This window comes from Paenibacillus sp. PvR133 (genome assembly GCF_017833155.1).
GTDB lineage: Bacteria > Bacillota > Bacilli > Paenibacillales > Paenibacillaceae > Paenibacillus > Paenibacillus polymyxa_B.
The window spans coordinates 1496032-1509601 of sequence record NZ_JAFIBS010000001.1 but is presented as its reverse complement, the minus strand read 5'-3'; the positions used below and the strand labels follow the sequence as shown (position 1 = coordinate 1509601).

Sequence of the window (13570 nt, the reverse complement as noted above, 5' to 3'; positions counted from 1 at the left end):
GCCAGTACCCGTATTATCAATAACCTGTGGATCAGGAGCGTAGCAGCAACCCTGCAGCCCCTACGATACCTGCGTCATTGCCTAACACCGCTGGTACGATATATACACCCTTTTGAAGCGGTTCAGGTGCCAGCTTGGCGTATACGCGACGCATCTCTTCAAATAAAAAGTCGCCTGCTTTAGAAACACCGCCGCCTATAATAAACAACTCTGGATTAAGCACAGCGGCAACCGCTGCCATGGATTTCCCCAAATAGAAAGCAGCACGGTTCACGATACGAAGCGCGACTTCATCTCCAGCTTTAGCAGCATCAAATACTTCCTTGGCAGCAATTTGATCTTCCAGCGCCAGAGAGGTCCGGTCGCCACGTTCCACAGCGTCCTTGGCCATACGAATGATGCCTGTTGCGGAAGATACAGTTTCCAAGCAACCCATTTTGCCGCATCCACACTGAATAGCCTCCAGATCAGGTACGACACTGATATGGCCAATTTCTCCGGCCATGCCCGAAGAACCTTGGTATATTTTACCGTTTATAATAATGCCGCCACCTACTCCTGTTCCCAGGGTATAGCATACGCAGTTTTCTATGCCTTTGCCTGCACCAGCCCAAGCCTCACCCAGCGCAGCAACATTCGCATCGTTGTCTATTTTCACAGGCTTGCCAATCCGGTTCTCTAGGAGCGCACGGATCGGTACGTCACGAAAGCCAATATTAGGAGCGAGGACAATAATACCATCACGAACATTCGTAAAACCTGCAACGCCTGCACCGACACCCTTTAGTTGATCCCACTCATAAGGAGATTGCTCAACAATATGCCGCACATATTTTTCGATATTACCGATGACAACGTCTACACCTTTATCGGTTTCGGTTGGTCCCTCATATGTGTGCAAAAGCTGTCCGTTTTCATTACAAATGCCGACTTTAATCGCGGTACCGCCCAAATCGACACCTACATAGATACTTTCAGACATGTTCCAAGCCACCTTTATGTTTACTTAAAAACCTGGTATGAAATATATGCTTACAATTCCTACTTCATAATAGTAATCCTACGTTCCAACTATAATTGAAGCCCCCGTTACGGTCAAGGACACTTCCTTGTTGAAAAGTGTACGATTAGCGGAATTTTTAACCTCATGCACCCATAAGAAAAACGTCTATTGACGTACTTTCAAGGAAGCCAGACCACGCTTAACGGAAATTTTTCTTGCGATTATAGATTGTTCAGCTCCGCTGAAAACTTATAAATTCTATAATCATAAAAAGGAGAAAGCCTGTGCAAACGCAGCAGGCTTTCTCTTCCTGAACAAAAGATGCGGCATAACAGAGGTTTCCTTCGCTCTCCCGTTAGCCTTTTTGTGTACCATAGACACGCTTTTATTGATCCAGCGTTTCGCTCCAGTCGTGAACAGCACTGCCTTCGAGATACTTCTCGCAGTCCATAGCCGCCATACAGCCCGTTCCCGCAGCCGTAATAGCTTGACGGTAACGGTTATCCTGTACGTCCCCACAGGCAAAAACTCCGGGGATATTCGTTTCTGTTGTGCCTGGCTTCACTACAATATAGCCGTGTTCATCGGTATGGATTTGTCCGTTCAGGAAACCTGTGTTCGGTGTATGACCGATGGCTACGAATACGCCATCTACCTCAATCAGCTCATCCTGATTGGTCTCATTATTGTGTACCTTCAAACCCTTTAAGCCAGCTTCTCCCGTCACAACTTCCAGAGGAGTCCGGTTTAATGCCCAATGTACTTTTTCGTTCTCACGCGCACGATCTTGCATAATTTTGGATGCCCGCAACTCATCGCGACGATGGACCAAGGTTACACTGGAAGCAAAACGGGTCAAGAAGCTCGCTTCCTCCATGGCTGAATCGCCACCGCCAACCACGACAATCTTTTTCCCTCGGAAAAAGAAGCCATCGCAAGTTGCGCACGTGCTGACTCCGCGACCTACATTGTCCTGCTCACCCGGAATGCCTAGATATTTGGCGGACGCACCTGTAGCAATAATGACCGACTCCGCCTCAATGATACCTTTACCCTCTACCTTCACTTTAAAAGGGCGTTTGCTGAAATCTACTTCCTCTACCCATCCGGAAGTAAATTCAGCGCCAAAACGTTCAGCCTGCTTGCGCATATTATCCATCAGTTCAGGCCCGAGGATACCTTGCTCAAAACCCGGGAAATTTTCAATTTCGGTCGTTGTAGTAAGCTGCCCACCGGGCTGCATCCCTTCAATGATCAGCGGATTCATGTTAGCGCGTGCCAAATAAATAGCCGCTGTGTAGCCTGCAGGACCTGTACCAATAATTATGGATTTATACATACGTTTGTTGCCTCCTTTAAGTGATGTTTGGAGCAGGTCTCAGACCTGCTTTTTAAACGTGGAGAGCGGCTGCTTCAGCTTCTGTTTGATACCACACACGCTGTCAATCTGGCGTGCATAGCGGCTTACGGTCGATACGGAAATACCATAACGATCGGCTACTTCCTGATAGGTGACTGAATGATGATGCATTTTGGCTGTCAAATATTCTAGCGCCGCTGCCCATCCCTCAGTATGCTGAACCATCGGAACTTCCGGGGCAAGCCGATCCAAATACTCCAGCCAAAGCGATCTCAAATCGTGCTGCATGGCCGGATCTGATGGCTTGCTCATGACGGTCAGTACCTTATCCAGCACTGCCTGCCATTGTGGATCGACTGGGGAAGCAGATACATCACCTTCAATTATATGCGGATCGTTCTCAACCTCCGACTGATCAGAATGTTCCGTTTCCGGGTACATTTTCTGCTCACCCTGCTCCGCCAGCTCTTGCAATACTTGCAAGGCACGACGTTTCAGCTCATCCTCCTGGTCCGGGTCTTCTACGAAGGACTCCAGTGCCTGACGCACCTCATCATCACCGATCAGGCTTAACGCCTGAATGACCTGAAGCTGAGTCGCCCGGTCCCCGTGGCGCAAGGCCCAGAAGAAGGATGATCGGATTAGCGGGTCCTTCTTCATGCTGTCAGGCACCTGGTCAGCACCAAACTTCTCCCACATGCGGAATTGCTCCTCAAACGGGAGATGATAATGATAGCTGAGCACTTGCAGCGGTGTACCCTCCTGCTGGAGTTCCTCCAGTCGGGACAGGAAAAACCGCGGAACTTCCGAGGAAGCATCCTGCTTTTGCAAATGACTCCACAACCGCCGAGCTTCCGCATATCTTCCCGTATTGCTGGCAGCTACCGCCGTGTAATGGTACAAAGAAGCGTCCGCATTGTTCTCTCCATCGCCATGAAGCAACCTGCGGAAATGTCTGTAGGCCTCCTCGTGGCGTCCGAGAATCCCCATAGTGGTCGCCAGCTTGAATACCTGCTCCTCCTGAAACGGTATAGTAACCGCCAAAGTCTGCACCAGACGATCCAATTCCGGGCCGCCGCCCTCGTGCTGATAAAAGATCGCCAAGTTGCACAATGCGTGTAAATTACCCGGCTCATCTTCCAGCACTTGAATAATGGTAGCCTTAGCATTTTGGAACAATCCCATGTAGTAATACGCCAGCGCCAGATTATTCCGCGCAGCGAACATATCCGGTTGTTCCTCTGAAATTTGCTTGAGCAACTGGGCTGCCTGAGCAAATTTCCCCTCCTCCAGCAGGACACGAGCCTGATCATGCTCTACTACTCCCTGCCGGGCCTTAATGCGGTTCAGCTTCGTTGGACGGTCCAGCTCATAATAGAGCAGCTCCATCATTTCCTCCGCTTCATCAAGAAACTGGCCTTCTTCGTCCTCCTCCAGGTACGTGACCAATGCTTTCTCCGCTTCTTCAAACTGCTCCATATTAGCGTAATTATTCGCCATATAGAAATAACACTCTGTCATCGACGAGTCTACGTCACTCAGTACAGAGGACAGGATCTCATTCGAACCTGCATAATCCCCCATCTCTGATAATATACCCGCCATATTGCAATGATTCACCGGATTATCCGATTCATATTCAACGGCTTTGCGAAAATATTTCAATGCCTTGTCATAATGATTGCGATCAAGCGAGCGCACAGCTTTCTCAAAAAAGAAAGATGCGTCGAAACGCAAAGCAATAATTTTAGGGCTAGGTTCCGATACTCGCAGATGTTTCCCTTTCATAAATAACCAAGGCACCTCCTTTAAAAGTAACTGGCATGTTCATACCCTTCAGTATACCACAACTTCAAAACGACTTGACAGTCGATCCTACCTCATTCCAAAAAACGGATACATGCTCGTATACCGATAGATATATATACAAGAATACGCTAAATAGCCGAGCGCTTTTTCCCTGTATAAATAGGGAGCATTCGGCTAGCCACTGGATATGATACTTAGACCCAATAAACGTAATAATTAAAGCGTCAGCGGCACCAGCGAGCGCTCGCGATGCTGAAATACGGCAAGCTCGCGATAACCGACTTCATATAGAAGCGCGCGTGCCTTCTCCAAGTGCTCGGACAGCTTCGCCGGATCATGAGCATCCGATCCTACGGTCAGCGGGATGCCTAGCGAAAAAGCTTCTTCCAGCATGCGGCGGCTCGGGAACATCTCGGCACAGGGCTTCGAAAGCCCTGATGCATTCAGTTCCATCGCCCGACCGCTACGGGCAACGGCTGAGAGTGCGGAGCGCTCCAGTTCACGCAGCTCCTCCATTTCCTCCGGCTTCGGATGATAGCCGAAGCGCTTAATGACATCCAGATGACCCATGATGTCATACAAACCGGTAGCTGCCGCCTTAGAAACCGCATCATAATATGTGCGGTACACCTCAAGCACATTTTTGCCTTCCCAATGGTGTACCTGACGGAAGTCCGTGACATCCCATTCACCGAGAAAGTGGACGGAACCAATCACATAATCCCAGGGATACGCGGTGATGATGTCTCCGATTTCTCGTTCCCAGCCCTCGATGTAGTCGCCTTCCAAGCCAACACGAATATCAATTTGCCCTTTAAAACGTTCCTTCAGTTCCAAACATTCTTCCACGTATCGGGGAAGCTCCTCCATAGGCATCGCCATTTCCGGATAATAGTCAGCCGGTTTTACATGCAGTAGTGGCATGTGATCGGACAAGCCGAGCTGATCTAGCCCCAGCCGAATTCCCTGCTGCACATACTCTTCCAGACTCCCTATGGCATGCCCGCAGCGGGCGTGATGCGTATGATAGTCGATTTTCATGCGACCCTCCCCCTTTCAACACTACAACAAACCGTACTAATCACGACGAGGACGTTCATGACGGCGATTCAGCTCAGCCAGCACGTCATCGAGCGGTAGCTTGCGCTCCTGCAACAGCACCAGTAGGTGATAAATCAAATCGCTGACCTCCAGGCGCAGTTCGTCATTATCTTTATTTTTGGCGGCAATGATTGTCTCGGATGCTTCTTCGCCAACCTTTTTCAAGATTTTATCTACACCTTTATCAAAAAGATAAGTCGTATAGGCCCCTTCAGGACGTGTCTCTTCGCGCTCCTTAATAATCGCCTCCAGCTGGGCAAGCACCTCAAAGCGGTCTGCTGAAGCATTGGAAACATCATTTACCAGCGTGTGGTCTCCTGCATCTCCTGCAACAGGTGCTACAGCCGTTCCTGGCGCGGAAATATCACGAAAAAAGCAGCTCGTTGCTCCTGTATGACAGGCAGGACCACTCGGAATGACACGTACCAACAGGGCATCACCGTCACAATCCAGCTGGATGGAGGTGATTTTTTGCGTATTCCCCGAAGTAGCCCCCTTATGCCACAGTTCCTGTCTGGAACGAGACCAGAACCAGGTCTCTCCCGACTCCAAAGATAGTTTCAGCGACTCGCGGTTCATATAGGCCAGCGTCAGCACCTGAAGCGTAGCATCATCCTGCACAATCGCCGAGACAAGACCTGCTTCATTCCAGCGGACATTATCCAATATCTGCTCCAGAGATAGCTGTTGGTTCAATTCGTTGCTCATCGTATCTCCACTCCTCTGCGCTTCAAATCCCGTTTTAGCTCAGGGATTCCTATTTCTTTATAGTGAAAAATCGTTGCTGCTAATCCAGCATCCGCTTTGCCCGCCGTAAACACGTCATAGAAATGTTCCTGTTTGCCTGCACCACCAGAAGCGATAACTGGAATTCCGACGGTATCCGATACCGCAGAAGTCAGTGGCAGGTCAAAGCCGTCCTTGGTTCCGTCCGCATTCATGCTGGTCAGCAGAATCTCACCGGCTCCCAACTGCTCAGCTTCCTTGGCCCAGGCCAAGGCGCGGATACCAGATGGCGTGCGGCCTCCGTGCGTATACACTTCCCACTCGCCCCACGCCTTGTTGTACTTGGCATCAATGGCAACAACGATACATTGTGAGCCAAAGCTGCGCGCACCCTCCGCAATCAGCTGAGGGTTACGGACAGCTGCCGTATTTACGCCGATTTTATCAGCTCCGGCACGCAAAATGCGTTTCATATCATCAACATGAGATATCCCGCCACCTACGGTGAAAGGAATGGCAATTTCCCCAGCTGTCTGACGCACTACTTCTTCCATGGTGGCACGCCCTTCAACTGAAGCAGAAATATCCAGAAATACGATTTCGTCCGCCCCTTCTCGGTCATAAAGCGCCGCCAATTCCACCGGATCGCCTGCATCACGTAAGTTCACAAAATTAACGCCCTTAACTACCCTGCCATCCTTTACATCCAAGCAGGGAATAATACGTTTAGCCAGCATGCCTACTCCCCCTATGCCTTTGCTACAGCTTGTACGGCGACCTGTAAATCAATGCTGCCTGTATACAATGCCTTACCCACAATAGCACCGCCTACACCCTCTTTCGCATAGGTGCTCAGCGTGATTAGATCGTCCATCTTGCTGACACCACCGGAAGCGATCACGGTTCGTCCACTGCTTTTCGCAAGGGCTACGATAGCCTCAACATTCGGGCCTTGCATCATTCCGTCGCGGGAAATGTCTGTGAAAATGAACGTTTCCGCTCCCTTGGAGGCCAACTCAGCAGCCAATTCGTCCGCTCGAACCTCCGAGGTTTTAAGCCATCCGCGCGTGGCCACATAGCCATTACGTGCATCCAGACCAATGGCGATCCGATCACCGTAGGTACCCAATACCGCTTCCGTAAAAGCACGATCCTCAATCGCTGCCGTACCCAAGATCACACGGCTCACGCCCAGCGACAACAGCCGCTCCACATGTTCTCGTGTACGCAAGCCGCCACCCACTTGTACAGGCACTTGCACCGCAGAAGCGATGCGCCCAATGAGCTCATCGTTCACCGGTTGACCTGCTTTAGCACCGTCCAAATCAACCAAGTGAATGTAGGAGCCGCCCAAACGCTCCCATTCTTGGGCAACCTCCACCGGGTTTTCGTTGTATATCGTCTCCTGGTTATAATCTCCTTGTACCAGTCGTACACATTTGCCATCGCGAATATCAATCGCCGGGTATATCGTGAACAAAGTATGACCCCCTTGTGAGCTATTCAACATCTATATGCCTTTACATCAATTAACGACCAAAGTTGGCGTACCTCCAACTGCAAACTCACGAATCGTTACGCTCGCTTTTCCGCTTCCGCTAGTTCCAAAAACTGACGAAGCAGTTGCATCCCCATTTCCCCGCTTTTCTCTGGGTGGAACTGCATGCCATATACATGGGCTCTGCCCACGATAGCCGTTACGGGCCCACCGTAGTCGGTCACCGCCAGCAGGTCACTTTCGACCTCCGGCTTCGCATGATAGGAATGCACAAAATACACATGTCCTTCCTCCAAGCCCTGTAGCAACGGGTGATCCGGCTGAGTCATACGCAGACGATTCCAGCCCATATGCGGCACTTTAACCCCCAGATCCGGAGCAAACCGAACGACCTCGCCTGGTAAAATATTAAGTCCTTCGTGACTGCCGTATTCTTCACCACGAGTGAACAACAGTTGCATTCCTAGACAAACACCGAGCAGCGGTTGTCCAGCGCTTGCAACCTCCTGAATCACCCGATCCAATCCGCTGGAACGCAAATGCTCCATAGCGTCCCCGAATGCCCCTACACCCGGCAAAATCACACCGCTGGAGGAACGAATCACTTGGGCATCTCCCGTTACTACAGCCTCATAGCCAAGACGCTCAACCGCCTTGCTCACACTATGCAGATTGCCTCTGCCGTAATCCACAATGGCAATGGACATGGACTACAGCACTCCCTTCGTTGAAGGCACTCCCGTCACTCGCGGATCAATGGAGGTCGCTTCATCCAGTGCACGTCCCAGTGCTTTGAACACCGCCTCAATCATATGGTGGGTATTTTGCCCGTAGTGAACGATGACGTGTAGCGTCATGCGAGCCTCCAACGCAAATTTCCACAGAAATTCATGCACCAGCTCTGTCGAAAAGCTCCCTACCTGCTGTGATGGATACTCCGCACGATACTCAAAATGGGGTCGGTTACTCAGATCAATGACAACTTGCGCGAGCGCCTCATCCATCGGTACAAAGACGCTGGCATAGCGCTTAATTCCTTTTTTATCACCCAACGCTTCCAGTAAGGTTTGCCCCAAACAAATACCAATGTCCTCCACGGTATGATGATCGTCGATATCAACATCCCCTCTGGCCTGTACATTAAGATCAAATTGTCCGTGCTTGGTGAACAAATCCAGCATGTGATTCAGAAAAGGAACATCCGTTTCAATCTCAGCTTGCCCTGTGCCGTCTACTGCAAAAGATAGCTGAATATCCGTTTCGTTCGTCTTTCGGCTGACGCTGCCTGTACGTCCTGTTACGTTATTTTCGTTCCCCATCGCCATCCACCGCCTTCTTTTCATTGTCCAATCGAACTTGTATCGCCCGTGCGTGACCTTCCAGTCCTTCATGGCGGGCAAGCTGCATAATCGTCTCTCCATTGCGCAGCAGTGCTTCCTTGCTGTAATAGATCATACTCGACTTCTTGATAAAATCATCAATATCCACTGGCGAAGAAAACCGCGCCGTTCCATTCGTCGGGATAATGTGGTTAGGTCCAGCAAAATAATCGCCTACCGGCTCCGAGCTGTACGCTCCCAGGAAAATAGCTCCCGCGTTTTCGATCAGACCCACATGCTCCATCGGCTGCTCTGTCATAATTTCCAAATGTTCTGGCGCCAGTTGGTTTACAATATGGATACCCTCTTCCAAAGTGTCGACGACAATGATAGCCCCGTATGCCTCCACAGATGCAGCAGCAATATCTCTACGCGGCAGCTCTGCCAATTGGCGCTGTACTTCAGCTGATACTTCTTTGGCCAAGCGTTGCGAGGGCGTAACCAGTATGGCTGAGGCCATTTCATCATGTTCCGCCTGTGAAAGCAGGTCGGCCGCTACATAAGAGGCATTCGCCGTGTCGTCAGCCAACACGACAATTTCACTTGGTCCCGCTATACTGTCGATATCCACCGCGCCGTACACCTCTCGCTTCGCTAGCGCTACATAAATGTTGCCGGGACCGCAAATTTTATCGACTGGTTCAATGCTATGTGTTCCGTAAGCGAGAGAGGCAATCGCCTGCGCTCCGCCAACCCTATATATTTCCGTTACACCAGCCTCTGCCGCAGCTACCAGTGTATATGGATCTATCCCTGCCTTGCCGCCTGTCGCCGGGGGTGTCACCATGACAATCTCCGGTACACCAGCTACCTGAGCGGGAATGACATTCATCAGCACCGAGGATGGATAGGCGGCTTTACCGCCCGGAACATACACGCCTACACGTTTCAACGGTCGGATAATTTGGCCGAGCAAGCTACCATCCGGCTGTAAATCCATCCACGAATTACGTTTTTGCTTCATGTGAAAAGCACGGATATTATCCGCCGCCTCTCGAATCGCCTGTAAAAAAGAAGGCTCTACCTTGTCATATGCCGCCTTCAATTCTTCCTCCGTCACACGAAGTTGCTCTGCTATCAGCGATACACCATCAAACGATTGCGTATACCGCAGGACAGCCTCATCCCCTTCTTGGCGTACCGACTGAATAATGGTACGCACAGCCTCATTTTGCTCAGGTGTGCCGTAATCCACCTCCCGTTGGAGGCTGAAATCACGGGCTGATACGATCTTCATTTGTCCATTCCCCCTTACTTGCAGCTTGCAGAATGCCCTGTAACCATTGGCTTATTCCTTTAGTTCATTTATTCACGGGGTGCCACCGCATTTGGAATCACCTGATGCAATCGGTCACACAACGCCTGAATCGGGCCGTTTTTCATCCGGTAGCTGACCCGATTGGCAATCAGACGACTGGTAATATCCAGTATGCTGATCTGCTCGACTAATCCGTTCTCCCGCAAGGTTTGCCCCGTTTCCACCATATCAACAATACGGTCTGCCAGACCAATTAACGGCGCCAGTTCAATGGAGCCATTCAGCTTAATAACCTCCACCTGTTGACCTTGCTCCCGAAAATACTGGGAAGCCACGTTCGGATATTTTGTAGCGACCCGCTGACGAATACCTGGCTGCCAATCTGGTAAAGCAATCACCGACATCCGGCAACGAGCAATCCCGAGATCCAGCAGTTCATACACATCCTTGTTTTCTTCCAGCAAAACATCCTTGCCCACGATGCCGATGTCCGCCGCCCCATACTCTACGTACGTAGGAACATCGACGGGCTTCGCCATAATAAATTCCATGCCTAGCTCAGGCAGTGGAATGACCAGTTTACGCGTTTCGTCCACATCCAGTGGAATCGGAACCCCCGCTTGGCGAAACAGCTCGGAAGCCTGCTTATAAATCCGTCCCTTTGGCATGGCTACCTTCAACGTTTCCGTCATGGCAATTCTCTCCTTTGTACTGGCTGTCTTCCTTCGGCTGTATAGCTGTATACCTCTGCGTACAGGCCATGCTGTTCACGACGTCGATCTTCCGTTCCGCCCGTGAGCCCTGTCACTACAGTAAGGCCTATTGCGCGTAGCTGTGCCGCTGCGGATAACGCCTCTTGGCGTCCCTGTGCGTCATAACGGATAAGTACAGGAAGCTTCGTCTCCATTTGGATACCATCCACACCATCGACGATCCGGTTCGTCTTCAATGCAAATCCCGTTGCAGGTACGGATCGACCAAACTGCTGAAGCAGATTGTCATAGCGGCCTCCGTTGCATACCGGGAACCCAATCTCCGCTGCATAGCCCTCAAAAGTCATTCCTGTATAATATGAGAAATCCCCGATCATGGTAAGGTCGATTAACACATGCTCAGATACGCCGTAAGCCTCCAGCACTTCCCACACCTCGCACAAATGTGCAATGGATCGAATCGTCTGCTGCTCCACACTAAGACGGGTAGCCTGGTCACAAATTTCTTTTCCACCGCGCAACCGAAGAATAGCTTCCAGCTTATCCCGATGTTCGGGAGCCAAGCCCAAAGCTTCAATCGCTGTTCGGTAGCCCACTACATCACGACTGAGCAACAGTTCCTTTAGCGCTTGTTGTTCAGCCTGACGGCCGGGAATGATTTCCTCAAATAAGCCGTTCAGGAATCCCACATGCCCCATGGCAATTTTAAAAGAGGTCACCCCTGCTGCCTGTAATGATGCAATTGCCAATGCTACAACTTCTGCATCAGCCTCAGGCGAATCATCACCCACCAGCTCCACACCCGTCTGAAAAAACTCCGCTTCTCTTCCTGCTTCTTCCTCAATTGCCCGAAATACATTTGCGTGATAGGAAAGTCGGAGTGGTACTTCCTCTTCCTTTAGCAACGAAGATACCACCCGTGCAATCGGAGCGGTCATATCCGATCGCAGCACCAACGTGGTTCCCCGGTTATTGAGCAATTTAAACAGCTTCCGATCGGAAGTAGAACTAGCCACTCCCACCGTATCGTAGTATTCCATCGTAGGCGTCATAATCTGGCGGTAACCCCAACGCTCCATGCATTCGAGTACATTCAGTTCAATGGCCCGCAGCTTCGACACTGCACGCGGAAGATAATCTCGAACCCCTACAGGGATCTCAAATCCTTTTGGCTTAGACATCTCTATCACCTCATGATTTCACAATATCTTTATCATGGTAAAGTGCTAACAAACTAAAGTATATTCGATATATTATCATGCCCTACTTGTGAACGTCAACCGAACGGCGCAGCCCTTTTTTTTACGGATTCGCCAAGTGGCTGCCCCTCTCTATATTTTATCCAATGCAAAATACATGAATCCTATATGAAAAACATCTATCAACGTATTCTCCGGAGCAAGACCGCGCTTACGGTAATTTTTGTGCATATAGAGTTGTTCAGCTCCACTGAAAACTTATAAATTATATACTCTAAAAAAAGACTGCCAGCTTTAAGCTAACAGTCCAAATCAAAATATTTAGCTATTTATCTGTTCATCTTTACTCCGGGAAGGAAACTTTGGAACCGTGCCCAAACCGATCCATGCAAATGGTACATATCGAAAACACAACGTCACAATCAGCCATGAGCCAAACAGCGCCAACAACCATCCACCCGCAACAGAGAAGATATATTCTACCGGCGTTCCTTGGAAATCCAACTTGCGATACACCCGCAATAACGCTGGGTGAAGTAAATAAATGCCGAATGAGCATGCCCCCAGCCAACTGATTAACATTCGCAACCTATCGTTAGTATGACGATATAATAAGACCGAGAACTGAAACAGCACCAGCGCAGAGACGAGGGCATATGCATTATGGAGCAGTTCATAGATCAGCGAGTCTGCATAGATGGCTTTGCGGTATGCTACAAACCATATTTGCACATAAGCTATACCCAGGAGTAGCCAAGCCACCCACAAGCCCCACCAACTGATCAACTGACTGCGACTAATTGCCGTACCTGACACCGGTAAAAGCCACTTTTTAAACCCTTCATATCCAATTGCTACAGCTGCACCCAAGGCAAAATAACTGATATACGTAATCGCAAGACTTCCTCTTTCCTCTTGCCAAACGTATTTGTTCAGCAATACAAACCCCCATTGAATGACTAACCCTACTATCAAAATGACAAAGGCTACTCTCCGTGGACTCGGTATCGAATGGCGTAAACGCTGCACTCCCCACAGCAACAGCGGAAAGACCAAATAAAATTGGATGATGATGATGACATAATACAAATGCGTGTATGCCTTTCCCGTTAACAGCACGAGCGGAAGATCACTGAGCGGCATCAACCCACGTGTTACCAAGGTCAAATAATACACAAGAGAAAACAAAACGTACGGTAACACAATAAACATCAGTCTTTTTCGGAAAAATATAAGCATATTCTTACCACGAAGCGGCCTATCGACATAATTGTAAAATAAAACAAACCCGCTCACAAAAATAAATACGGGCACTGCAAAGCTACTAAACACATTTAAAAATAAAAAAGGATAGAACAATAGAGAATGACGCGCATCAATTAAAGCCATTGAAGTCGCATGAATGGTAACAACGGCTGCAATTAATATTCCCCGGTAAATATCAAGCTCTGGTATACGTTCTTTTTTGATCAAATCAACACGCTCCCATATCGCCTTGCAAATATGTCTGTTATCAATTTTTAA

Annotated in this window: 13 protein-coding genes; all 13 read right to left on the bottom strand. The window is 49.5% G+C overall.

All coding sequences use genetic code 11. From position 1 onward, the window contains the following. Nucleotides 1-31 precede the first annotated feature (31 nt). Nucleotides 32-982, bottom strand: a complete 951-nt coding sequence (locus JOE49_RS06735) for an ROK family glucokinase (protein ID WP_013308253.1) — start codon at nt 980-982, stop codon at nt 32-34. A gap of 406 nt (nt 983-1388) precedes the next feature. Next, the gene (trxB, locus tag JOE49_RS06730; RefSeq protein ID WP_013308252.1) at nt 1389-2342 is read right to left on the bottom strand and encodes a thioredoxin-disulfide reductase; all 954 of its coding nucleotides are present in this window, start codon (nt 2340-2342) and stop codon (nt 1389-1391) included. Nucleotides 2343-2381: 39 nt separating this feature from the next. Next, nucleotides 2382-4151 carry a tetratricopeptide repeat protein gene (locus tag JOE49_RS06725; RefSeq protein WP_209940767.1) on the bottom strand — a complete coding sequence of 590 codons (1770 nt, stop codon included), beginning with the start codon at nt 4149-4151 and terminating at the stop codon, nt 2382-2384. Between the two features lie 237 nt (nt 4152-4388). Then, the gene (hisJ, locus tag JOE49_RS06720; RefSeq protein ID WP_160788554.1) at nt 4389-5213 is read right to left on the bottom strand and encodes a histidinol-phosphatase HisJ; all 825 of its coding nucleotides are present in this window, start codon (nt 5211-5213) and stop codon (nt 4389-4391) included. A 36-nt stretch (nt 5214-5249) separates the two neighbouring features. Continuing rightward, on the bottom strand, nt 5250-5981 hold the full coding sequence (gene hisIE / locus JOE49_RS06715) for a bifunctional phosphoribosyl-AMP cyclohydrolase/phosphoribosyl-ATP diphosphatase HisIE (protein ID WP_209940766.1): 732 nt from the start codon (nt 5979-5981) through the stop codon (nt 5250-5252). Beyond that, on the bottom strand, nt 5978-6736 hold the full coding sequence (gene hisF, locus JOE49_RS06710) for an imidazole glycerol phosphate synthase subunit HisF (RefSeq protein ID WP_023986479.1): 759 nt from the start codon (nt 6734-6736) through the stop codon (nt 5978-5980). The genes hisIE and hisF overlap by 4 nt, the downstream gene beginning before the upstream one ends. 11 nt (nt 6737-6747) lie before the next feature. Continuing rightward, nucleotides 6748-7479, bottom strand: coding sequence for a 1-(5-phosphoribosyl)-5-[(5-phosphoribosylamino)methylideneamino]imidazole-4-carboxamide isomerase (gene hisA / locus JOE49_RS06705; RefSeq protein WP_160788555.1), 732 nt, complete (start codon nt 7477-7479; stop codon nt 6748-6750). A 95-nt stretch (nt 7480-7574) separates the two neighbouring features. Then, complete coding sequence (gene hisH / locus JOE49_RS06700) at nt 7575-8204, bottom strand: imidazole glycerol phosphate synthase subunit HisH (RefSeq protein ID WP_209940765.1); 630 nt, start codon at nt 8202-8204, stop codon at nt 7575-7577. A gap of 3 nt (nt 8205-8207) precedes the next feature. Further along, nucleotides 8208-8816, bottom strand: a complete 609-nt coding sequence (gene hisB, locus JOE49_RS06695) for an imidazoleglycerol-phosphate dehydratase HisB (RefSeq protein WP_013308245.1) — start codon at nt 8814-8816, stop codon at nt 8208-8210. Further along, nucleotides 8800-10113: a histidinol dehydrogenase gene (gene hisD / locus JOE49_RS06690; protein WP_025720732.1), complete on the bottom strand. Its 1314-nt coding sequence runs from the start codon at nt 10111-10113 to the stop codon at nt 8800-8802. Before hisD ends, hisB begins: the two co-directional genes overlap by 17 nt. 68 nt (nt 10114-10181) lie before the next feature. Then, nucleotides 10182-10826, bottom strand: coding sequence for an ATP phosphoribosyltransferase (gene hisG / locus JOE49_RS06685; protein WP_023986475.1), 645 nt, complete (start codon nt 10824-10826; stop codon nt 10182-10184). Further along, nucleotides 10823-12028 (bottom strand): ATP phosphoribosyltransferase regulatory subunit, encoded by a 1206-nt coding sequence (locus JOE49_RS06680; RefSeq protein ID WP_053324368.1) that lies wholly within the window; start codon nt 12026-12028, stop codon nt 10823-10825. The genes hisG and JOE49_RS06680 overlap by 4 nt, the downstream gene beginning before the upstream one ends. Before the next feature lie 339 nt (nt 12029-12367). Further along, entirely contained in the window at nt 12368-13519 is a 1152-nt protein-coding gene (locus tag JOE49_RS06675) for an acyltransferase (protein WP_209940764.1), read from the bottom strand. Between the last annotated feature and the right edge of the window lie 51 nt (nt 13520-13570).